This is a genomic window from Pseudomonas sp. StFLB209, from assembly GCF_000829415.1.
Taxonomy (GTDB): Bacteria; Pseudomonadota; Gammaproteobacteria; order Pseudomonadales; family Pseudomonadaceae; genus Aquipseudomonas.
Map to the genome: position 1 here is coordinate 4,821,501 of NZ_AP014637.1, position 21,569 is coordinate 4,843,069.

The 21,569-nt window shown below is 61.2% G+C and carries 18 protein-coding genes; 7 read left to right on the forward strand and 11 right to left on the reverse strand.

The window, feature by feature from the left end; genetic code table 11:
• The first annotated feature begins 24 nt into the window (after positions 1-24).
• Positions 25-855, forward strand: a complete 831-nt coding sequence (gene nudC / locus PSCI_RS21740) for an NAD(+) diphosphatase (protein WP_045490924.1) — start codon at positions 25-27, stop codon at positions 853-855.
• Here the strand turns inward: nudC and PSCI_RS21745 are convergent.
• The 3 genes from PSCI_RS21745 to PSCI_RS21755 form a co-directional block, all read right to left on the reverse strand.
• Positions 823-1,602: a TSUP family transporter gene (locus PSCI_RS21745; RefSeq protein ID WP_045490926.1), complete on the reverse strand. Its 780-nt coding sequence runs from the start codon at positions 1,600-1,602 to the stop codon at positions 823-825. The genes nudC and PSCI_RS21745 overlap by 33 nt on opposite strands.
• A 105-nt stretch (positions 1,603-1,707) precedes the next feature.
• On the reverse strand, positions 1,708-2,475 hold the full coding sequence (locus tag PSCI_RS21750; protein ID WP_045490928.1) for an SDR family oxidoreductase: 768 nt from the start codon (positions 2,473-2,475) through the stop codon (positions 1,708-1,710).
• A 192-nt stretch (positions 2,476-2,667) separates the two neighbouring features.
• The gene (locus PSCI_RS21755) at positions 2,668-2,985 is read right to left on the reverse strand and encodes an SCP2 sterol-binding domain-containing protein (RefSeq protein ID WP_045490930.1); all 318 of its coding nucleotides are present in this window, start codon (positions 2,983-2,985) and stop codon (positions 2,668-2,670) included.
• A 248-nt stretch (positions 2,986-3,233) separates the two neighbouring features.
• Here PSCI_RS21755 and sohB point away from each other — a divergent pair, with 248 nt between their 5' ends.
• Positions 3,234-4,259 carry a protease SohB gene (gene sohB / locus PSCI_RS21760; RefSeq protein WP_045490932.1) on the forward strand — a complete coding sequence of 342 codons (1,026 nt, stop codon included), beginning with the start codon at positions 3,234-3,236 and terminating at the stop codon, positions 4,257-4,259.
• Positions 4,260-4,746: 487 nt separating this feature from the next.
• On the opposite strand, the gene PSCI_RS21765 is transcribed toward sohB, so the two are convergent.
• Both PSCI_RS21765 and PSCI_RS21770 read right to left on the reverse strand, forming a co-directional pair.
• Positions 4,747-5,241, reverse strand: a complete 495-nt coding sequence (locus PSCI_RS21765) for a DUF934 domain-containing protein (RefSeq protein ID WP_045490934.1) — start codon at positions 5,239-5,241, stop codon at positions 4,747-4,749.
• Positions 5,225-6,883, reverse strand: coding sequence for a nitrite/sulfite reductase (locus PSCI_RS21770; protein ID WP_045490936.1), 1,659 nt, complete (start codon positions 6,881-6,883; stop codon positions 5,225-5,227). Before PSCI_RS21770 ends, PSCI_RS21765 begins: the two co-directional genes overlap by 17 nt.
• A gap of 594 nt (positions 6,884-7,477) precedes the next feature.
• Here PSCI_RS21770 and PSCI_RS21775 point away from each other — a divergent pair.
• The gene (locus tag PSCI_RS21775) at positions 7,478-8,548 is read left to right on the forward strand and encodes an ABC transporter substrate-binding protein (RefSeq protein ID WP_045490939.1); all 1,071 of its coding nucleotides are present in this window, start codon (positions 7,478-7,480) and stop codon (positions 8,546-8,548) included.
• Here the strand turns inward: PSCI_RS21775 and PSCI_RS21780 are convergent.
• Complete coding sequence (locus PSCI_RS21780; RefSeq protein ID WP_045490941.1) at positions 8,530-8,760, reverse strand: DUF2970 domain-containing protein; 231 nt, start codon at positions 8,758-8,760, stop codon at positions 8,530-8,532. The two genes, PSCI_RS21775 and PSCI_RS21780, sit on opposite strands and share 19 nt — an antisense overlap.
• Before the next feature lie 309 nt (positions 8,761-9,069).
• Here PSCI_RS21780 and PSCI_RS21785 point away from each other — a divergent pair, with 309 nt between their 5' ends.
• Entirely contained in the window at positions 9,070-11,016 is a 1,947-nt protein-coding gene (locus PSCI_RS21785) for a putative bifunctional diguanylate cyclase/phosphodiesterase (protein ID WP_045490943.1), read from the forward strand.
• Positions 11,017-11,130: 114 nt separating this feature from the next.
• Here the strand turns inward: PSCI_RS21785 and metH are convergent, their stop codons facing one another.
• The gene (gene metH, locus PSCI_RS21790; RefSeq protein WP_045490944.1) at positions 11,131-14,850 is read right to left on the reverse strand and encodes a methionine synthase; all 3,720 of its coding nucleotides are present in this window, start codon (positions 14,848-14,850) and stop codon (positions 11,131-11,133) included.
• A 173-nt stretch (positions 14,851-15,023) separates the two neighbouring features.
• Between metH and PSCI_RS21795 the strand changes: the two genes are divergently transcribed.
• The 3 genes from PSCI_RS21795 to nfuA all read left to right on the forward strand — a co-directional run bounded on the left by PSCI_RS21795 (position 15,024) and on the right by nfuA (position 19,223).
• A complete protein-coding gene (locus PSCI_RS21795; protein WP_045490946.1) occupies positions 15,024-17,333 on the forward strand; it encodes a fatty acid cis/trans isomerase in 2,310 nt (769 codons plus the stop codon).
• A 188-nt stretch (positions 17,334-17,521) separates the two neighbouring features.
• Entirely contained in the window at positions 17,522-18,541 is a 1,020-nt protein-coding gene (locus PSCI_RS21800) for an acyltransferase family protein (RefSeq protein ID WP_045490948.1), read from the forward strand.
• 88 nt (positions 18,542-18,629) lie between these two features.
• Entirely contained in the window at positions 18,630-19,223 is a 594-nt protein-coding gene (gene nfuA, locus PSCI_RS21805) for a Fe-S biogenesis protein NfuA (RefSeq protein WP_045490950.1), read from the forward strand.
• A gap of 175 nt (positions 19,224-19,398) precedes the next feature.
• On the opposite strand, the gene cobM is transcribed toward nfuA, so the two are convergent.
• The 4 genes from cobM to PSCI_RS21825 all read right to left on the reverse strand — a co-directional run bounded on the left by cobM (position 19,399) and on the right by PSCI_RS21825 (position 21,535).
• Positions 19,399-20,145, reverse strand: a complete 747-nt coding sequence (gene cobM, locus PSCI_RS21810) for a precorrin-4 C(11)-methyltransferase (protein ID WP_045490952.1) — start codon at positions 20,143-20,145, stop codon at positions 19,399-19,401.
• A gap of 80 nt (positions 20,146-20,225) precedes the next feature.
• Positions 20,226-20,627 carry a cobalamin biosynthesis protein gene (locus PSCI_RS21815; protein WP_231906454.1) on the reverse strand — a complete coding sequence of 134 codons (402 nt, stop codon included), beginning with the start codon at positions 20,625-20,627 and terminating at the stop codon, positions 20,226-20,228.
• A 7-nt stretch (positions 20,628-20,634) separates the two neighbouring features.
• Positions 20,635-21,336 (reverse strand): CbtA family protein, encoded by a 702-nt coding sequence (locus tag PSCI_RS21820; protein WP_045490956.1) that lies wholly within the window; start codon positions 21,334-21,336, stop codon positions 20,635-20,637.
• A 13-nt stretch (positions 21,337-21,349) separates the two neighbouring features.
• A complete protein-coding gene (locus PSCI_RS21825; RefSeq protein WP_045490958.1) occupies positions 21,350-21,535 on the reverse strand; it encodes a CbtB domain-containing protein in 186 nt (61 codons plus the stop codon).
• Positions 21,536-21,569 lie beyond the last annotated feature (34 nt).

The following is a 21,569-nucleotide window of genomic DNA, read 5'->3' on the forward strand; positions in this document are numbered from 1 at the left end:
CCCGGCCTGGAAAGGAGTGTGTTGATGACCCGCCGTTGGACCACCGCCGTGCTCGACCCGCAATTGCCTGACGGACGTGCCGTGGTATGCAGCCCGCAGGGCTTTTTACTGAGTGAAGAGGGCGTGCTGTTTTCCAGGCAATGGCTGGCCGGCCTGCAATTGCCGCTGCTCAGTGAGCATGGCATCGGCCATTTCGATGGTGAGCCGGTGTATGTCTGGGTGCTGCAGCGCGCCGTAGAGCTCGAAGGGCTGGCCTGGCAAGGTCTGCGCCAGTTCATGCTGGAGGGCGATCTTGCGGTCTACCAGAAGCTGGGTTACGCCGCGCAGATCGCTACCTGGGCTCGCGAGCACCGCTTCTGCGGCGCCTGTGGCAAGCCCACCGTGCAGGTGCCAGGCGAGCGCGCGATGTACTGCGCCGATGATGAGCTGCGCTTCTATCCGCGTATTGCGCCGAGCATGATCGTGCTGATCACCCGCGGCGATGAAGTGCTGCTGGCGCGCTCGCCGCGTTTCGTCAGCGGCGTGTACAGCACCCTGGCCGGGTTTGCCGAGCCGGGCGAGTCTGCAGAAGACTGCGTGCGCCGTGAGGTGATGGAGGAGGTGCAGCTCAAGGTGCGTGACATTCAGTACGTGGGCAGCCAGTGCTGGCCGTTTCCGCACTCGATGATGCTTGGCTTTCATGCCGAGTACGAGAGCGGCGAGATTGTCCCGCAGCCCGACGAGATCGAAGATGCCCGCTGGTTCAGCATCTTTGATCTGCCGCCGCTACCGGCCAGCCGCTCGATTGCCCGCCACCTGATCGAGCTGTACCTGGCGCGCCGCTCAGGCGCCGCCGAACCAGTGCTGCCAGGCTAGCCGCACGGTCAGCGCCAGGACCATGATGATGAACACCGGGCGGATGAATTTGGCACCGCCCTTGATTGCCGTGCCGGCGCCGAAGTAAGCGCCGGCCATGACCGCCAGGCCCATCAGCACACCAAGAATCACATCCACCTGACCCGAGACGGCAAACACGGTCAGGGCCATGGCGTTGCTGACGAAGTTCATGCTGCGCGCCACGCCACTGGCCTTGACCAGGTCGATGGGGTATGCCATCAGCGTACTGACCGTCCAGAACGCACCGGTGCCGGGGCCGGCCACGCCATCGTAAAAGCCCAGGCCCAGCCCTTGCGGGATCTGGCGCAGTTGTTTGATCGGCGCGTTGCTGTCGGTCGGCGCCTTGGGCGTACCGCCGAACAGCAGGTACAGGCCACAGCCGAAGACGATCAGCGGCAGCATCTGGTTGATCCACTCGGCAGGCAGGTAATGGGCGATTACCGCACCCAGCAGTGCGCCGATGGCGGTGCTGATCAACGCCAGCTTCCATTGCGAGGGATCGAACAGCTTGCGCCGGAAATAGGTGAAGCTGGCGGTGGCCGAGCCGAAGGTGGCACACAGCTTATTGGTGCCAAGCACCATATGCGGCGGCAGGCCGGCGGTCATTAACGCAGGCGTGGTAAGCAATCCGCCGCCGCCGGCAATGGCATCGATGAAACCGGCCACAAAAGCCACGACGGCGAGCACGGCAAGCGTGAGGGGGTCAACACTGAGTTCAAAAGGCATGGCAAGGACTTGTCGGCAGAGGGGCGCAATGGCTGCCCTGAAGGGCCGACATTCTACCTCTCATAACCGGCCGCTGTCAGATTGACGTCAGTTATTGCACCCCGATCAGGACAGAAACCCACCATCGACATTCAGTATCGCGCCAGTGGTATAGCTTGACCCGGCGCTGGCCAGATACAGCACCGCACCGGCCATTTCATCAGGCGCGGCCACACGCTTGAGCGGGATATGACCCAGCGCCTGGTCGAGAATCGCCGGGTTGCTGACCAATGCCGAGGCGAAGCGGGTGTCAGTCAGGCCTGGTAGCAGGGCATTGCAGCGGATGCCAAACGCCGCACACTCCTTGGCGAACACCTTGGTCATATTGATCACCGCCGCCTTGGTGATCGAATAGATACCCTGGAACTCACCGGGCGAAACACCATTGATTGAGGCCACGTTGATAATGCTGCCGCCGCCGTGCTCGCGCATCAGCTTGCCGGCCTGCACCGACATGAAGAAATAGCCGCGAATGTTGACGTCGACGGTTTTCTGAAAGGCAGCAGGGTCAGTGTCCAGTACATGGCAGAACTGCGGGTTGGTGGCGGCGTTGTTGACCAGGATGTCCAGCCGCCCGAAGCGTTCGCGAATCATGGCGAACAGTTGCTCGATCTGCTCCGGTTCGCCAATGTGGCAGGCCAGCGCAGTAGCCATGCCGCCGTCGGCGATGATGCTCGCGGCTACCTGCTGACAGCCTTCCAGGCGCCGGCTGCTGACAATGACATGAGCGCCCTGGCTGGCCAGCAGCCGGGCGATCGCCTCACCGATACCCCGGCTGGCCCCGGAGACCAGAGCAATCTTGCCGTCGAGATCGAACAGGGTGGTTCTGGCCATGGTTACTCCCGGATTTCAGCGATTGTGTGGATGCGCGTAATAGTGCGTAGGAGCGACTTTAGTCGCGAACCACCATTTGCGCATCCTTCGCGGCTGAAGCCGCTCCTACGGGCGAACTGCTCTTCATGCCCGTTAAGCAGGCATAAAAAAACCGAAGCACGCAGGCTTCGGTTTTTTGTTTTCCCTGCCAAATTACTGCGGGAACAGCTCGCTGAGCTTCATCGACAGCATCATGTCGCCTTCAATGCGCAGCTTGCCGCCCATGAACGCCTGCATGCCGTCGGTCTCGCCGCTGACGATGCCTTTGAGGGTTTCGCTGTCCATGATCAGGGTGACGTTGGCGTCAGGGTTTTCGCCTTCCTGCAATTGGCAGGTGCTGTCCTTGATGATCAGGGCAAAGTGTTTGTCTTCGTCGGTGACGTTGAAACCGAAGATCAGATCCAGGCCTTTGGCGGCGTCAGGATTGAACTTGGCGTGCATTTTCTGGACTGCATCGGCTACTGAGGTCATGTGTCGATCCTTATTGGAAGTGGGCTGCGCTCGTGCGAGCGGCTGCCATCGGTATCGTCCCGCAATGTGCAGGTGCAGGCGAGGTTAGGGGCATGGCACGGGCCTGTCAACCTGAAATCATACAGCTGTTTGAATTAGCTGTTTCAATGTTTGCACACGTTTGTCGGCTGGTGGTTGATCGGCCTGCTCGGTATGCTTGTTCATCGCGTGCCCGCTATAGAGAGCGCGCCAGCAATCAAGGAGTCGCCGTGGATTTTTTTGCCGATTACGCCAGCTTTCTGGCCAAGACCGTCACGTTGGTGGTTGCCATTGTGGTGGTACTGGTTGCCATCGCTTCGCTGCGCAGTAAAGGGCGTGGCAAGACGGCCGGGCAGTTGCAGGTCACCCGGCTCAATGATTTTTACAAGGGGCTGCGTGAGCGTCTGGAGCATTCGCTGCTCGACAAGGCCCGGCTCAAGGCATTGCGCAAAGAGCAGAGCAAAGCGCTGAAGAAGGAAAAGAAGCAGCCCGAGGCCAGGTCGCGGGTCTATGTGCTGGACTTCAATGGCGATATCAAGGCCTCGGCCACCGAGAGCCTGCGTCATGAAATCACCGCACTGCTGAGCCTGGCCACTGACCAGGATGAAGTTGTCCTGCGTCTGGAGAGCGGCGGCGGTCTGGTGCACAGCTACGGTCTGGCATCTTCGCAACTGGCGCGGGTGCGTCAGGCCGGCATCCCGCTGACCATCTGCATCGACAAGGTCGCGGCCAGCGGCGGCTACATGATGGCCTGCATCGGCACCCGGATCATCAGCGCGCCGTTCGCGATCCTCGGCTCCATCGGTGTGGTGGCGCAACTGCCCAACGTCAACCGCCTGCTGAAAAAACACGACATCGACTTCGAGGTGCTGACCGCCGGTGAATACAAGCGCACCCTGACCGTGTTTGGCGAAAACACCGAAAAGGGCCGGGAGAAGTTCCAGCAGGACCTGGAAATCACCCACGAACTGTTCAAGGGCTTTGTCGCCAGCTACCGCCCGCAACTGGACATCGATGAAGTGGCCACCGGCGAGGTCTGGCTGGGGATGGCGGCGCTGGATAAGCAACTGGTCGACGAACTCAAGACCAGCGACGAGTACCTGGCCGATAAGGCCAAGGATGCCGAGGTCTTCCACCTGCATTACGCCCAGCGCAAGAGCCTGCAAGAGCGGGTCGGCATGGCGGCGGCGGTTTCGCTGGATGGCATTGCGCTGCGCTGGTGGGAGCGGTTGAGCCAGCAGCGGTTTTGGTCCTGACTTATAGGTGGATTGTGTTGTTGTTGGTGTACATCCTCCACATTGATGTTGGTCTTTAGTCAGCTTTCCACTTTTACAGCGGGTCACTTTTGGTTTCTTTGAGCACAGATGGCACAGACGACGCCAATCGCGACTTGGGCGCTGGCCGAGTGGAGGTGTCGATTTGGTGGGAAAACCGGCAGGGAAGCCGGTTTTAGGCACGCTGGGCAGGGATGCCCATCGTGCCGACCGCCAAATCGGCACCGGAGCGAGGGAACCCGAAGGGCCAAGCCAGGAGCAGGCGGTTTTGCCTACTTTTTCCAAGAAAAAAGTAGGTCGCCCGGCAGGGCGAAACCTGCCGCCCAGACGCTGCGAAAAGGGATTTTCCATCGCTCGAAATGGCAAGAGTGCTTCGCCAGCAGAGCTGCCTCCCACAACAGCAAAACATCCAACAAAAAAGCCCGGCCCCTTCAACAGGGGCCGGGCTTTTGCAGTACAGCAACAGCGATCAGCGACGACGGAACAGCGGCAGCGGTTCGTCGGTGGCGGCCTGATAAGTCACCGAGAAGTCCTTCAGACTCTCCAGCGCCTCATAGGGGTCTTTGTCCGGGCGAATGGCAAAGGCATCGAAGCCGCAGCGGCGCAGGTAGAACAACTGGTCACGCAGCACATCGCCGATGGCGCGCAGTTCACCCTTGAAACCATAGCGATCGCGCAACAGTCGGGCATTGGAATAGCTGCGTCCGTCGGTAAAGGCCGGGAAATTCAGGGCGATGACCTGGAAGTGCTGCACGTCATCACCGATTTCCTCGGCTTCTTCATCGCTGTCCAGCCACACGCCCAGGCCGCCGTCGCGGGCTTTGAGGGCATGGCCGTGCTCACGCCACAGCACCAGCGGTACGATCAGATCGTCGCAGTTCGACAGGCTGTCAAAGGTCGTGTCCTTGGGCAGCAGGTGCCAGGTTTCATCGACGACTTCGTTGTTCTTAATGATTCGCTGCATAGACGCGCTCCTTGAAAGGGTCGATGCCAATACGGTTGTAAGTGTCGATAAAGCGCTCGTCTTCGGTACGTTTTTCGATGTACACGTTGATCAGCTTCTCGATCACGTCAGGCATGACTTCCTGGGCGAAAGACGGGCCAAGGATCTTGCCCAGGCTGGCGTCACGGCTGGCGCTGCCGCCGAGCGACACCTGGTAGAACTCTTCGCCTTTTTTGTCCACGCCCAGGATGCCGATATGACCCACGTGGTGGTGACCACAGGCGTTCATGCAGCCGGAGATGTTCAGGTCCAGTTCGCCGATGTCGAACAGGTAGTCCAGATTGTCGAAACGGCTCTGGATCGATTCGGCGATCGGGATCGACTTGGCGTTGGCCAACGAGCAGAAATCACCGCCCGGGCAGCAGATCATGTCGGTGAGCAAGCCGATGTTCGGCGTTGCGAAGCCGTTTTCGCGCAGCACGTTCCACAGCTCGAACAGTCGCGATTGTTCAACGTCAGCGAGAATGATGTTCTGCTCGTGGGAGGTGCGCAGGAAACCGAAGCTGTACTGGTCGGCCAGGTCGGCGATGGTGTCGAGCTGCTTGTCGGTGACATCACCTGGTGCTACGCCGGTAGGCTTGAGCGACAGCGTAACAGCCACATAGCCGGGTTTCTTGTGCGCGAGGGTGTTGCGAATACGCCAGCGAGCGAAGCCCGGATGCTCGGCTTCCAGTGCGGCCAGTTCCGCATCCTGGTTGCTCAGCGTTTTGTAGGCCGGGTCGACGAAATGTTTGGCAACGCGCTGCAGTTCGGCTTCGGTCAGGGTGGTCTGGCCGCCACGCAGGTGGGCCATTTCGGCCTCGACCTTCTCGGCGAACACTTCAGGCGTCAATGCCTTGACCAGGATCTTGATCCGCGCCTTGTACTTGTTGTCACGACGGCCATAGCGGTTGTAGACCCGCAGGATGGCGTCCAGGTAACTCAACAGGTCCTGCCACGGCAGGAACTCGTTGATGAACGCGCCGATCACCGGGGTACGGCCCAGGCCGCCACCCACCAGTACCCGGAAGCCCAGCTCACCGGCTTCGTTGCGCACCGGCTCCAGGCCGATGTCGTGCATCTCGATCACCGCACGGTCGCTGGCCGCGCCGTTGATGGCAATTTTGAATTTGCGCGGCAGGTAGGCGAACTCAGGGTGGAAGGTGGTCCACTGGCGCACGATCTCACACCAGGGGCGCGGGTCGATGACTTCATCGGCCGCCACACCGGCGAACTGGTCGGTGGTCACGTTGCGCAGGCAGTTGCCGCTGGTCTGGATGGCGTGCATCTGCACGGTGGCCAGCTCTTCGAGAATATCCGGGATGTCTTCCAGTGCCGGCCAGTTGTACTGGACGTTCTGGCGGGTACTGATGTGGGCGTAGCCCTTGTCGTAGTCACGGGCGATCTTGGCCAGCATGCGCGCCTGGCGCGAGTTCAGCTGACCATAAGGAACCGCCACGCGCAGCATCGGCGCGAAACGCTGGACATACAGGCCGTTCTGCAGCCGCAGTGGCCGAAACTCTTCTTCGCTCAGCTCACCGGCCAGGTAGCGGCGGGTCTGGTCACGGAACTGCTTGACGCGGTCCTCGACGATTCGCTGATCGTACTCATCGTATACGTACATATAGGTCCTGCTCTCAGGCTTCAATAATGCTGCGCGGTGGCCGGTCACGTCCCATTCGGGTGGGGCTGCTCCGGGTCCGGCACCATCTGGACAATTCTGCTTCTGCGCGCACGGTCGCGCACTCCATGCGGAGCGGTGGCGAAGATACCAGCTTGCTGATATCGGTAAAAGTGATGTTTATATATATGCAAATCGCTAAAAGCGATATGCATCACGCCATCGGTCATGCCCGCACTTGAAGTATGGTTAAAGGACGTCTTAACTGCACCTATCTCTTATTTTTCCATCTGCATTCCTCCACAAGACCGATAAAAGGCGATGCGATGAGCAACCCACACAAAGCTGGAAAATCCGACAGTTCAGTCGATGCCTGGGCGATCTTCTTTCTTATATTGCTGGTAGCGGGGGCGGGAGTCTTCTGGGTCAGTGGTCAGTAGCGCGCCGGCTCTGCTACCGCCGCTCTCAGCTTTTGCCGTGCCCCGCCGATAAACAGGGTTCAACCCCCCGTGGAGCGGACGGCCACCCTTGGTAAAGGATTTATCGGCGGTCAAGGTTTCAACAGCGAGAGCGGGCTGGCTGGCCCGCTCACTGGTGATGCTGTGCGCGCTGGGCTGTGGCTCTGGCTGGGCGGCGTCAGTGGTATTTCTAAGCCCGGGCCCTGCGTCTGATGGTTACTGGAACAGCTACGCGCGAGTCATGCAGGCCGCTGCGGATGCAACCGGTATGGCATTGCGCGTGGAGTTCTCCGACCGCGACACACGCACCCAGGTCGATCTGGCGCGGCAGACCCTCAAAGGCGATCAGCGCCCCGATTATCTGGTGTTTTCCAACGAATTGAACGTGGCCCCGGAAATCCTGCGTCTGGCCGAAGGCAGCGGGGTGAAGTTGTTGCTGGTCAACAACACCCTGAGCCTCGATCAGCGGCGGATTCTCGGTGATTTGTCGCAACGTTACCCGGACCTGCTCGGCAGCCTGCTCGGCAACGACGAGCAAGGCGGGTATCTGACGGCCAAGCGTCTGATCAAGCAACTTGGCCCGCTGGCGCCAGGGCAGAGTGTCGACATGCTGGCCTTCTCCGGCACCAACGCCACCCCGGTGTCGCTGTTGCGGGAAAAAGGCATGCGTCGGGCAGTGGCTGAACACCCTGAAGTGAACCTGCGTCAGGTGGTGCTGGGTGTCTGGCGCCGCGACCGGGCGCTGGAGCAGGCGCGCACGCTGTTCAAACGCTATCCGGACACCCGGCTGGTGTGGGCCGCCAACGAGCAAATGGCCTATGGCGCCATGGACGCTCTGGCAGAAATCGGCGGCGTCGCCGGTCGAGACGTGTTGTTCAGTGCGATCAACGGCACTCCCGAATCATTGCAGGCGTTGCTCGATGGTCGCCTGTCGGCAGTGGCCAGTGGGCACTTCACCCTGGGAGGCTGGGCACTGGTGTTGCTCAGTGACTATGACCGCCAGCGGGTGGGCGGGCCAATGCCACTGGGTGAGCGTGAGATCGATGTACTGCAACTGGTGGAACCAGGCGAAACCGTGCGCCTGCTGGAGGCGGCCAGAGGCGACAGTTACCGGGTCGACCCGCAGGTGTTTACCAGGCCTGCCACGCCCGGCGATTCGCCATTCGCCTTGCGGCATATGCTGCCTGCCAGTCAGGCCCCGACGAAATAAAGCACCAGCCGCGCAATCAACAACAACCCCAAGACAAACACCAGCGTGAAGCCGGCACCGAGCACGATAAAGTGCCAGGGCTTGTCGTGGGCGAAGTCGCGCTCGCGGTTGCGGTTGCTTTGCACGCCGAAGGCCGCGGCCAGAACGCTGTGCAGCATCTGCCAGAAGCCGGGCGGGTCGGGTTCTTCAGGTGGCGGAGTCTGGAGGTGCATAGAGAGGTACATGGGATTGCCCTGCGCAGGCATGTGTCAGGCAGGGTAGTCGCGCAGAGGAGGTATTGCCGGGGCAGGCGACGTACAACCGCTGCCGGATGCCCGACGGTAACAAACCGTACCACTTCGATACCTGCGATGCGGGCAGGAAGGGAACGAAATCAAAGTGCCACTAGTCTTAAGGGTTGCAGAAACCACAGGATCGGCCGATACGATCCCATGAGGGCAGAGTTCAGTCCTGCTCGATCCAGGCTGGAAAGGATCATCCGCTCGGTTATTTATCTGGCTGTATTTTCAGAGCGTCGCCTGATGAAAAAAACACTGCTGGGCGTGCGAGCGTTGATGTCCGTACCCAAGGACAACCCTGGTCTGGTCAAGGCGCAGTACATCGCGCTGTCTCGCCAGTTGCCCATGATGTATTTCATCCTGCTGATCAACACCCTGATGCTGGCCGGCACTCACTTTGCGGTCGCGCCGCGCTGGTTGGTGGTGTATTGCCCGTCGATCATGACCTTGTTCGGCGTGGTTCGTGCGGCGCAATGGATATGCACGCGCAAGCGCACCTGCAGCCCGGCGCAGATGCTGACGGCGCTCAAGCGCACCAATATGCTCGCGCCGTTTGTCGCCGTGGCGTTTACCGCCTGGTCGCTGGCGCTGTTTCCCTATGGCGACAGCTATACCCAGGCGCATGTCGCCTTTTATATGGCGATCACCGTCATCGGCTGCATTTTTTGCATGATGCACCTGCTGCCAGCCGCGCTGGCCACCACAGCAGTGGTCAACACAGCGTTCGTGGTGTTCTTCGCGTCCACCAATATCATTACCTTCGTTGCCACTGCGATTGACGTCCTGCTGGTGTCGATCGCCATGCTGGTCATTCTCAAGGCGCAGTACGCCGACTTCACCCGGCTGGTGAACATGCAGGCGCATACGGCAAAACTCAGCGAGGAAAACCTTCACTTGGCCAATCAGGACAGCCTGACCGGGCTGGCCAACCGGCGGCAGTTCTTTTCCCGCCTCGATACGCTGCTGTCCCGCGCTCGCGAGCAGGAGATTCGCCTGGCCGTGGGGCTGATCGACCTGGATGGCTTCAAGCCGGTCAATGATCTATATGGCCATAGCATCGGTGACAAGCTGCTCTATCAGGTTGGCCAGCGCCTGACCGGGCTGCTTGATGAAGAGGTGCACCTGGCCCGGCTGGGCGGTGACGAGTTCGGTCTGATCTTCACTCAGTCCATGAGCGACGATCAGTTACTTGGGGTTGGCGAGAACATTTGCGCCAGCATGCGCGAGCCGTTTCTGCTGGTCGACATTCCGATTCAGATCAGTGCTTCACTGGGCATTGCGACGTTCCCGGATCACGCAACCTGCGCCACGCAAGTGTATGAGTACGCCGACTACGCCCTGTATCAGAGCAAGCGCCACCGCCCCGGCACGGTCTGCCTGTTCAGCGCAGCCCATCGCCAGCAGCTCAATCGCGAAGGGCTGACCGAGCAGGCCCTGCGCAGGGCCGATCTGGAGGGTGAGTTTTACGTGGTGTTCCAGCCCATCGTGGACATTCGCCGTGAGCAAACCGTCGCGTTCGAGGCCCTGGCACGCTGGGAAAGCCCGGAGTTGGGTAACGTGCCGCCCGGCGATTTCATCCCGATTGCCGAGCGCGTCGGCATGGTCAATCGCCTCACGCTGCCGTTGCTCAGCAAGGCGCTGGAGGCGGCCGCGAGATGGCCTGCGGGCATGCGCCTGTCATTTAACCTGTCCGCCCACGACTGTGGTTCCGAGGACGCCGCCCAGCAGATCGTCGAGCTGATCAGCAACAGCGGCTTCGACCCGGCCTGTCTCGATCTGGAAATCACCGAAACCGCGGTCATCCAGGACCTGGCGCAGACCCAGCGAGCGATCAGCCGGTTTCGTGAACTGGGTTGCGGTATTTCTCTCGACGACTTCGGCACCGGTTATTCCAGCCTGAGCCAGATCCACGCGCTGTCGCTGACCAAACTGAAGGTGGACCGCACCTTCGTCACCAACATCCACCTCGACCCGGCCAGCTTCAAGATCGTCAAGTCGCTGATTGCCCTGTGCCAGGACATGCAGCTCGAATGCATCGTCGAAGGCGTGGAAACCGCCGCAGAACTCGATGCCCTGAAAAACCTTGGCTGCGCCTGGGCCCAAGGCTACCTGTTCTCCAGACCCATGCGCGCCAGCGACATCGGCGCCTGGCTTGACGGCGAGCAACTGGCCACGGTCCAGGCGGTTTGATCCGCCGCCCCGGCGCCACGCTGTCGTGCAACAAACCCGCAACCCCCGTAGGACCGGCTTTAGCCGGGAAGCCTTCGCGGCTAAAGCGGATCGCCGCCCGGCCACTCCTACGGGTTATTCGTCATAGCCAAGGTTCGGTGCCAGCCACCGCTCGGTGACTTCCAGCGACTGCTGCTTGCGGGCGGTGTAGCTTTCGACCTGATCCTTGTCGACCTTGCCCACGGCAAAATATTGCGCATCCGGATGGGCGAAGTACCAGCCGCTGACCGCCGCGGCCGGGAACATGGCGTAGTGTTCGGTGAGGAACACCCCGCTTTTGCCAGCCGTGTGGATCGGCGTGCCGGCCGGCAACGGGTCGAGCAGGTTGAACAGGCTGCTCTTCTCGGTGTGGTCCGGGCAGGCCGGGTAGCCGGGGGCAGGGCGGATACCGCGGTACTGCTCGCGGATCAGCGCTTCGTTATCGAGTTGCTCGTCGGCGGCATAGCCCCAGTACTCTTTACGCACCCGCTCGTGCAGCCACTCGGCGCAGGCCTCGGCCAGTCGGTCGGCCAGGGCCTTGACCATGATCGCGTTGTAGTCGTCGCCATTGTCCTGATAGGCCTTGGCCACTTCTTCGGCACCGATGCCGGCGGTGGTGATGAACCCGCCCATGTAATCGGTCACGCCGCTGCTTTTCGGTGCCACGTAGTCAGCCAGCGAGAGGTTCGGTTTGTCATCGGGCTTGATGGTTTGCTGGCGCAGGTGATGCAGGGTCGCCAGAGTCCGGCCATCGTCAGCGTAGACTTCCAGGTCGTCATCGTTGATCTGGTTGGCCGGCCAGAAGCCGAACACCGCGCGCGCGCTGATCAGCTGTTCGTCGATCAGTTTACGCAGCAGTTGCTGCGCATCGTCGAACAGAACGGTGGCCGCTTCGCCGACCACTTCGTCGGTGAGGATGCGCGGGTACTTGCCGGCCAGGTCCCAGGAAATGAAGAACGGCGTCCAGTCGATGTACTCGGCCAGCACATTGAGGTCGATGTTTTCCAGCACCCGGGTGCCGGTGAACGTCGGCACTGCCGGGGTGTAGCCGGCCCAGTCAAACTTCGGCTTCTTGGCCACGGCGGCGGCGTAGGGCAGGCGCTCGGTGCGGCTGCTGCGCGCTGCGGTGCGCTCACGCACCTGGACATATTCTTCGCGGGTTTTCTCGACAAAGTCCGGCTTCAGCTCTTTGGACAGCAACTGGGTGGCCACGCCGACGGCGCGCGAGGCGTCGGTGACGTAGATCACCGCGTCGTTACTGTAACGCGGCTCGATCTTCACCGCGGTGTGCGCCTTGGAGGTGGTGGCGCCGCCGATCAGCAGCGGCAGGTGGAAGTCCTGGCGCTGCATTTCACGGGCGACGTGGACCATCTCGTCCAGCGACGGGGTGATCAGCCCGGACAGGCCGATGATGTCGCACTTCTGCTCTTTGGCGACCTGCAGGATCTTCTCGGCCGGCACCATCACCCCAAGGTCGACGATGTCGTAGCCGTTACAGCCCAGCACCACGCCGACAATATTCTTGCCGATGTCATGCACGTCACCCTTGACCGTGGCCATCAGGATTTTGCCCTTGGCTTCGGGCTTGTCGCCTTTCTCGGCTTCGATAAATGGAATCAGGTGGGCCACGGCCTGTTTCATTACCCGGGCGGATTTCACCACTTGGGGCAGGAACATCTTGCCTGAGCCGAACAGGTCACCGACGGTGTTCATGCCGGCCATCAACGGGCCTTCGATCACCTCGATCGGCCGATTGAACGACAGCCGCGACTCTTCGGTGTCTTCCACGATAAACGCGGTGATGCCTTTGACCAGGGCGTGCTCCAGGCGCTGGTTGACCGGCCAGCCGCGCCACTCTTCGGTTTCAGCTTCTTTGGTGCTGCCGTCGCCACGGTAGTCATCGGCGATGGCCAGTAGCGCGTCGGTGCCTTCCGGGGTGCGGTTGAGCACCACGTCTTCGACCTTCTCACGCAACGCCGCCGGGATCTCGTCATAGATCTCCAGCTGGCCGGCGTTGACGATGCCCATGGTCAGGCCGTTCTGGATGGCATGATACAAAAACACCGAGTGGATGGCTTCGCGCACCGGGTTATTGCCGCGGAACGAGAACGACACGTTGGAGACCCCGCCGCTCGACAGAGCGAATGGCAGATGGTCGCGGATGTAGGCGCAGGCTTCGATGAAGTCAACGGCGTAGTTGTTGTGTTCTTCGATGCCGGTGGCCACGGCAAAGATGTTCGGGTCGAAAATGATGTCTTCCGGCGGGAAGCCCACTTCATTGACCAGAATGTCGTAGCTGCGCTGGCAGATCTCGCGCTTGCGTGCGGCGGTATCGGCCTGGCCGACTTCGTCGAAGGCCATCACCACCACGGCAGCGCCGTAGCGCTTGCACAGCCGGGCGTGATGCTTGAATGCCTCGACGCCTTCTTTCATCGAAATCGAGTTGACGATGCCCTTGCCCTGAATGCATTTGAGGCCGGCCTCGATGACTTCCCATTTCGAGGAGTCGATCATGATCGGCACTCGCGAGATATCCGGCTCACCAGCGATCAGGTTGAGGAACCGGACCATGGCCGCCTGGGAGTCGAGCATCCCTTCGTCCATGTTGATGTCGATCACCTGGGCACCGGCTTCGACCTGTTGCAGGGCCACTTCCAGTGCTTCGGTGTAGTTCTCTTCACGGATCAGCCGGGCGAACTTGGCCGAGCCGGTGATGTTGGTCCGCTCACCGACGTTGACGAACAACGACTGGCGATCGATGGTGAACGGCTCAAGGCCCGAAAGGCGGCAGGCTTTGGGAATCTCGGGGATCACGCGCGGCGCATGCTTGGCCACGGCCTCGGCGATCGCCTTGATGTGCGCAGGCGTACTGCCACAGCAACCGCCGATGATGTTCAAAAAGCCGCTGGCGGCGAACTCTTCGACCACTTCGGCCATCTGTGCCGGGGTTTCGTCGTATTCACCGAACGCGTTTGGCAAGCCGGCGTTAGGGTGCGCCGAGACGTGGGTGTCGGCTTTGTTCGACAGCTCTTCGAGGTACGGACGCAGGTCCTTGGCGCCCAGCGCGCAGTTCAGGCCGACACTGATCGGGTTGGCATGGCGCACCGAGTTCCAGAATGCTTCAGTGGTCTGGCCTGACAGGGTGCGGCCCGAGGCGTCGGTGATGGTGCCGGAAATCATGATCGGCAGTTCAACGCCGTCTTCTTCGAACACCTGCTGCACGGCGAAGATCGCCGCCTTGGCGTTGAGGGTGTCGAAGATGGTCTCGATCAGAATCAGGTCGGCGCCGCCTTCGATCAGGCCACGGGTGGCCTCGGTGTAGTTATCGACCAGTTCGTCGAAGGTGACGTTGCGATAGCCGGGGTCGTTGACGTCCGGTGAAATCGAGCAGGTGCGGCTGGTCGGGCCGAGGACGCCGGCGACGAAGCGCGGGCGGTCCGGGGTTTCGAGGGTTTTCGCATCGGCCACCTGGCGGGCGATACGTGCGCCTTCTACGTTGATCTCGTAGACCAGCGCTTCCATGCCGTAGTCGGCCTGGGACACTTTGGTGGCGTTGAAGGTGTTGGTTTCAAGGATGTCGGCACCGGCATCCAGATAAGCCTTCTCGATGGCACCAATCACGTCCGGGCGGGTCAGAAGCAGCAGGTCGTTGTTACCCTTGACGTCGCTGGGCCAGTCGGCAAAGCGCGCGCCGCGATAATCCTGCTCTTCGAGCCGGTAGCTCTGGATCATGGTGCCCATGCCGCCATCGAGGATCAGGATCCTCTGTTGCAGAGCATTCAGGAGAGCTTGATGGCGGGCGCTGCGATCAGACATTGAGGGCTACCTAGCAAAGGCCACAGATGAAAAGGCCGTATAAAGAAAGGCCGAAATAATACCAAAGCACGACCGTTTTAGCGTTGCTCGGGCATTTACATGAAAATTGCTCATCTTGGCGACCTTGAACCGTTATAGACTGATGGCCATTGGCCTTGGGGAATCAACCGGATATGCCGTACCGTCTGCTGGCAGGACTTGCCTTGTTGCTGTCATGCTGCACGCTCCAGGCGCGTGATTTGCCTGCACCTGCTGCCTCACCTGTTTCCTACACCCGTGATATCCAGCCGATCCTCACCGACAAGTGTGTGGCCTGCCACGCCTGCAACGATGCGCCGTGCCAGCTTAATCTGGGCAGCGGCGAGGGCGTGTTGCGCGGGGCCAATAAAGTGCCGGTGTATCAGGGCGAGCGCTCTCGGGCGGTTGACCCGACCCGGCTGTTTTACGATGCCAATGGCACGGCGGCCTGGCAGCGCAAGGGCTTTTATTCGGTGCTTGAGCCACACGGCGGGCAAGCGGCGTTGATGACCCGGATGCTGGAGTTGGGTCAACAAAAGCCGTTGCCGCTCAACAGCAAGATTCCGGATGACATCGTGTTGGGCCTGAACCGCGAAAACCTTTGCCCGTCGCCGGAGGAGTTCAACGGCTACGCTGGCGCGCACCCGACCCAGGGCATGCCCCTGGCGGTGACCGGCCTGACCGCCACTGAGCACCAGACCCTGCAACGCTGGCTGGCGGCCGGCGCGCCGATAGACCAGCAGCCGCTGCAGGCCAATGCCGTGGAAGCGGCGCAGATCAAAGAGTGGGAAGCGCTGCTCAACCGCCCCGGTGCCAGCCAGGCGCTGGTCGGCCGCTGGCTGTATGAGCATCTGTTTCTGGCGCACATTTACTTCGACAATGGCGACCCCGGACATTTCTTTCAGTGGGTGCGCTCGCGCACCCCAAGCGGCAAACCGGTGGACATCATCGCTACCCGGCGGCCCAACGACGATCCTGGTCGCACCGAGTTCTACTACCGTCTGGTGCCGGTGCAGGGTGTGATCGTCCACAAGACCCACATCACCTACGCGCTGAGTGCGCAGAAGCTCAAGCGTGTGCAGGAACTGTTCTATAACAACGACTGGCACGCCAGCGCTGTGCCGGGTTACGGCCCAGGGCATCGGGCCAATCCGTTCCTGACCTTCGAGGCAATTCCGGCCAGGGCGCGCTATCAGTTCATGCTCGATAACGCCCAATACTTTGTGAACAGCTTCATTCGCGGGCCAGTATGCCGGGGGCAGATCGCCACCGATGTGATCCGCGACCACTTCTGGGTGCTGTTCCAGGAGCCGGCCAGCGACCTGTACGTCGACGATGCCCGTTATCAGGGGCAAGCTACACCGCTGCTGGCCATGCCGGGGCAGAACGATGACGTCGGCAGTGTTCTGAGCCTGTGGCTGTCCTACAAGGATCGGCGTAACGACTATGAAAACCTGCGGCGCGATCACTACGCCGATGCGCCGCCGGCCGATTGGTCGACGCTGTGGAAGGGCAACGACAATGCCTTGTTGACGGTGTTTCGCCACTTCGACAGTGCCACGGTAAGCAAGGGCCTGATTGGCGATGTACCGAAATCCACCTGGCTGTTCGACTATCCGCTGCTGGAGCGCACCTATTACCAGTTGGTGGTCAACTTCGATGTGTACGGCAATATCGCCCATCAGGCCCAGACCCGGCTGTATTTCGATCTGATCCGCAACGGCGCGGAAATCAACTTCCTGCGCCTGATGCCGGCCAACCGGCGTGAAGCGTTGCTCAGCGACCTGTATCAGGATTCGGGCAAGATCAAGATGTGGCTCGATTACCAGCGCATCGATGACGACACGCCGAGCCGTCTGCAACTCGATGAAAAGCACACGGTGCGCGACTTTGCCCGGCAATTGATCCAGCGCATGGGGCCGCTGAATGCGGCTGCGGACCCGATCAACCGTTGCCCGGCTTCCGGTGCCTGTGTGCGTGCCGGGCTGGCACCGCAACTGGCCCATGCCGAGCAGGTGCTGAGCCGGCTGGCGGCAAAACCTGCGGGGCAACTGAAGGTCATCGAGTGGATGCCCGAGGCCACCATGCTGCGGGTGGCCGACAGCAGCGGCCAGCGCGAGGTGTACAGCGTACTGCGTAACCGCGCCCACAGTAATGTGGCGTTCCTGCTGGGGGAATCGTATCGCTATCAACCCAGGCTCGACACCCTGACGGTCTACCCCGGGGTACTGAGCAGCTACCCGAACTTCATGTTCAACGTGCCGGCCGGCGAGGTTGAGGCCTTTGTCGAGGCGATGCGCCAGGTCAGCGATCAGCCAGGCTTCGAGAGGCTGGTCGAGCGTTGGGGTGTCAGGCGTACCCACCCGCAGTTCTGGAGCCTGTTCCATGACCTGAGCCGCTACATTCAGGAGCATGACCCGCGAGAGTTCGGGGTGCTGGATATGAATCGTTACGAGAACCTCTGAGGTCCGGTTCTGATCGCTGGTTTTCAGCTGCAGGCCACGCCAGACATGGCCTGCAGCCATTATCGATTGACCGGCGGTACGGGTTTTTCAAGACCTTTTGTGATTTGCGGCTGTCAGTAAACCTGCGTGTCCCGCCAACCCGGTGCGGACGATTCAGTGAGAGCACAGCGCACACACGAGGTTCAGGAATGCTGATTTCGGTTCAGGCCCTGCGGGCAGTCGCGGCATGGGTAGTGGTATGTCATCACTTCATGCAGATCTTTTTTGATTTCAAGGCCAGCGGGCCGATCGGCGAGTTTTTCGTCGCCAAGGGCGCGGTAGGCGTCGATATCTTTTTTGTCATCAGCGGCTTGGTCATCTACCTGTCGACCCACGAGCGGGACATGCCTGCCTCGCGCTTCATTGCCTTGCGCCTGTTACGTATCGTGCCGGCCTATTGGTTGTACACCCTGGCCATGGGCCTGTTATTGCTGTTCGCTGCGCCGTGGCTGCCGCATCAGGTGATCGGCTGGCAGAACTTTCTGCTGTCGCTGTTTTTCATTCCTTCGGAAAACCCCGGCGGCTACGGCCTGTATCCGACCCTCAATGTCGGCTGGACGCTGAATTACGAGATGCTGTTCTACCTGTTGTTCTCGATGGTGTTCCTGTTCGAGCGTCGCCATCGGCCGCTGATCATTGCCAGTGCGTTGTTCGTGGTGACCGAGGTGCTGGCGCGCAGTGGCCTGATCAGCCGCTTCTACGGCAATGACATCGTTTATGAATTTCTGCTGGGTATCGGTATTGGCATGGCCTATCAGCGTGGCTGGATTCGCCAGGCGGTGTGGCTGCCGCTGGCCGGTGTGGCGCTGGGGCTGTTGCTGATCCAGAACCTCGACAATAGCCAGCGCCTGCTGCATTGGGGGCTGCCGAGTGCCTTGATCGTACTGTGTTGCGTATCGCTCGAACCACTGTTTCGCGGCAGCAAGCTGCTCAAGAGCCTGGGCGACTGTTCTTATTCGGTCTACTTGCTGCACGTGTTGGTGCTGTATGGCGGGCTGCTGTTGGCCCAGCGTTACAGTCTCAACCCGTACGTGGTGTTTGCCTGCTGCGTGCCGGTGATTGCGGTGGGGGCCTGGCTGAGCTACGAGTGGGTCGAGAAGGGCCTGTATCAGCGCATGCGCGCCAGGCTGGACGCACGGCGCAGCGGGCGCGAGGCGCAGGCGGTCTGATGAATCGGTGCTTTCCTGACAACAGCACTAGGTTTTGTGCGCCGCCCTCGATTGGCGTAAACTCCCGGCAAGTCTGCGAGGAATGTTCATGACCGCCATAACCATAACTGATGCTGCCCACGACTACCTGGCTGATCTGCTGGAAAAGCAGAATACCCCCGGTATAGGCATCCGTGTTTTCATCACCCAGCCCGGTACTCAATATGCCGAGACCTGCATCGCCTACTGCAAGCCCGGCGAAGAGAAGCCAGAAGACAAGGCTCTGGGCCTCAAGCGTTTCACCGCCTGGATTGACGGCTTCAGCGAAGCCTTTCTGGACGACGCGGTGGTCGATTACGCCACCGACCGCATGGGCGGCCAGCTGACCATCAAGGCACCCAACGCCAAGGTGCCGATGGTCAATGCCGACAGCCCGATCAACGAGCGCATCAACTACTACCTGCAAACCGAGATCAACCCGGGGCTCGCCAGCCACGGCGGCCAGGTCAGCCTGATCGACGTGGTGGAAGAGGGCGAGCAGAACATTGCCGTGCTGCAATTCGGCGGTGGCTGCCAGGGCTGTGGCCAGGCGGACGTAACCCTCAAGGAAGGTATCGAGCGCACCTTGCTCGAGCGCATTCCCGAGCTGCACGGCGTGCGCGACGTGACCGACCACACCCAGAAAGAAAACGCCTACTACTGATTGTTGTCTGGTGTTTCCCATGCTCGTAGGAGCGGCTTCAGCCGCGAAGCATTAAGCATGTTTTCGCTGCTAAAGCAGCTCCTACGTCAGCCTCAATACAGTTCACTTAAGCACTGAATGCCCCCGGCGGCTCCCACCGGTCCAAATAAACAGTATTGACGTTACTTCCGTGCCCTCAAGGCCGGTACAGATGCGCATGCCCGGCCCGATACAGCGCCGATTCGGCAAAGCTGTCCGCCGCCAGCACCCGCCCCACAACGATCAATGCGGTGCGCCGAAAGCCTTTGGCCTGCACCTGTGCCTCGATATCGGCCAGCGTGCCGCGCACCCAGTCCTGGTCCGGCCAGCTGGCGCGGTGCACCACTGCAATCGGGCAGTCGACGCCATAATGCGGTAATAGCTCTTCAACAATCCGCCCGATATTCTTGATCCCCAGGTGGATCGCCATGGTCGTGCCGTGGCGTGCCAGGTCGGCCAGTGCTTCGCCGGCCGGCATCGGTGAGGTGTCGGCGTAGCGGGTCAGGATCACGCTTTGGGCGATGTCCGGCAGCGTCAGTTCGGTTTCCAGCAACGCCGCGCAGGCGGCGGTGGCGGTGACGCCGGGGATGATTTCGAATGGAATCTGCAGTTCGCGCAGGCAACGAATCTGCTCGCCGATCGCGCCATACAGGCTCGGGTCGCCGGAGTGCACGCGGGCCACATCCTGGCTCTGTGCATGAGCAGATTTCATCAAGGCAATGATCTGTTCGAGGTGTAATTCGGCGCTGTTGACCACTTGGCTGGCGCCATGCCCCTCCAGGACCGCCACCGGCACCAGTGAGCCGGCATAAATAATGACCGGGCAGCTACGAATCAAACGCTGGCCTTTGACGGTAATCAGCTCCGGATCGCCGGGGCCGGCGCCGATGAAATAGACAGTCAATCGTTACTCCAGAACAAGACGGCGAGTACTTTGTGGGAGCGAGCTCTGCTCGCAAAAGGGCCCTCACAGGCTATAGAAATTCAAGGGTGCTGGTCAAAGGCGCTAATCGCCAAGGCAAATGTCGCCTGGCGAGTCTTGCGGTACTCGATCAACAGCCGCGCAGGGGCATTGCCCAGCTGGCTGGCAAGGGCCAGCGCCGCGCTTTCAGCCACCCCATAACAGCCGGTATGGGTCAAAGTCAGCGCCGAGCGATGAGTCAACTGCGGCTCGAACGCCTGCAATTGCGCAGCGCTGAAAAATACCAGTGGCAACTGCAACTGCCCGGCCAATTGCAATAAGCCTGGGGTCTGGCGGCGTTTGTCGATTGAAGCCAGGCCGCTGACGGCGTCCAGGGTCAGGCCGTGTTGCGCCAGGCTGGCTTCAATCAACGCCAGCAGCGCCTCGGCCGGGCAGTCCTGATGACAGCCCAGCCCGATCGCCATGCAACTGTCAGGACTGGCGGGCATGGCTGCGGCGGAACAGCCAGGCACTGACGGTGCCCAGGGCAACCCAGAACACTACGTTGGTCACCAGCGAGGCGATGATGAACTGCGCTTCCAGCGCCTCGGGTGCCAGGCTCGAATGCTCGGCCGGCTGCGGCGCACCGAACAGATGCGGGGCGATCAGCCAGGCAGCGCCCAGCAGTTTCAGCCATAGGCTTTGGCCAAACACCATCAGTGCCAGACCTGCGGCCGTGGCGGCAGCGGTGGAGATCCACCAGGTCTGGCGCTGGCCCAGTTCGGCCGCCGCGGTGCCCGGCAATTCAGGCGGCAGGCCGAGGGTCGGGGCCAGGACGAATACGGCAAAGCCGGCCAGTCCCCAGAACGCGCCCTGCGCCGTGCTGTTCGGCGCGCGCAGGGTATACAGGCCTGCCAGCATCAGGGCAAACCCGACCGCCACCACCAGATTACCGCCGGTGGTCGACAGCAGCCGCTGCCAGCCGTCTTCAGGCTCCCAGGCTTCGGCGTCGTGTTCGTGGCTATGGGCCGCCACTGGTTCGCCCGCATGGCTGTGCTCTTGGGCGGCTGGGGCTTGCTCGAAGGTTTCTGCCTCAAGAATCAGCGGCGTGACCCACAGGCTTTGCACCAGGGTCAGCAGCAGGGCGGCGAGCAGGCCGCTGAAACCTGCGGTGTGCAGGATGCGCTTGAACATGACGGGCTCTCGATCAATGGCACGGGAAGGCGGCGCTGTGGCGCGTATCGTGGGCGGCGTTGTGCACCGCATCGATATGCGAGAAACCGGCGAAATACACCAGGCTGCAACCGATGACGACAGCGCCGATGGCGGCCGTCAGGCGCTGGCTGAGAGTGGCGGGGGTGGTGACCGACTGGCTGCTGCTGATGCTCGACATGACACTGGCCTCTTGTTGTGAAACGGGCAGGCAT

Excerpts from the sequence above, each read along its gene's own strand:
- PSCI_RS21750 (WP_045490928.1), bottom strand. The coding sequence starts at position 2,475 with ATGGCCAGAACCACCCTGTTCGATCTCGACGGCAAGATTGCTCTGGTC.
- PSCI_RS21755 (WP_045490930.1), bottom strand. The coding sequence starts at position 2,985 with ATGACCTCAGTAGCCGATGCAGTCCAGAAAATGCACGCCAAGTTCAAT.
- PSCI_RS21765 (WP_045490934.1), bottom strand. The coding sequence starts at position 5,241 with ATGCAGCGAATCATTAAGAACAACGAAGTCGTCGATGAAACCTGGCAC.
- PSCI_RS21780 (WP_045490941.1), bottom strand. The coding sequence starts at position 8,760 with ATGCACCTCCAGACTCCGCCACCTGAAGAACCCGACCCGCCCGGCTTC.
- PSCI_RS21825 (WP_045490958.1), bottom strand. The coding sequence starts at position 21,535 with ATGTCGAGCATCAGCAGCAGCCAGTCGGTCACCACCCCCGCCACTCTC.
- nudC (WP_045490924.1), top strand. The coding sequence starts at position 25 with ATGACCCGCCGTTGGACCACCGCCGTGCTCGACCCGCAATTGCCTGAC.
- PSCI_RS21745 (WP_045490926.1), bottom strand. The coding sequence starts at position 1,602 with ATGCCTTTTGAACTCAGTGTTGACCCCCTCACGCTTGCCGTGCTCGCC.
- nfuA (WP_045490950.1), top strand. The coding sequence starts at position 18,630 with ATGACCGCCATAACCATAACTGATGCTGCCCACGACTACCTGGCTGAT.
- PSCI_RS21820 (WP_045490956.1), bottom strand. The coding sequence starts at position 21,336 with ATGTTCAAGCGCATCCTGCACACCGCAGGTTTCAGCGGCCTGCTCGCC.
- PSCI_RS21785 (WP_045490943.1), top strand. The coding sequence starts at position 9,070 with ATGAAAAAAACACTGCTGGGCGTGCGAGCGTTGATGTCCGTACCCAAG.
- PSCI_RS21775 (WP_045490939.1), top strand. The coding sequence starts at position 7,478 with ATGCTGTGCGCGCTGGGCTGTGGCTCTGGCTGGGCGGCGTCAGTGGTA.
- PSCI_RS21800 (WP_045490948.1), top strand. The coding sequence starts at position 17,522 with ATGCTGATTTCGGTTCAGGCCCTGCGGGCAGTCGCGGCATGGGTAGTG.
- metH (WP_045490944.1), bottom strand. The coding sequence starts at position 14,850 with ATGTCTGATCGCAGCGCCCGCCATCAAGCTCTCCTGAATGCTCTGCAA.
- PSCI_RS21815 (WP_231906454.1), bottom strand. The coding sequence starts at position 20,627 with ATGGCGATCGGGCTGGGCTGTCATCAGGACTGCCCGGCCGAGGCGCTG.
- PSCI_RS21795 (WP_045490946.1), top strand. The coding sequence starts at position 15,024 with ATGCCGTACCGTCTGCTGGCAGGACTTGCCTTGTTGCTGTCATGCTGC.
- PSCI_RS21770 (WP_045490936.1), bottom strand. The coding sequence starts at position 6,883 with ATGTACGTATACGATGAGTACGATCAGCGAATCGTCGAGGACCGCGTC.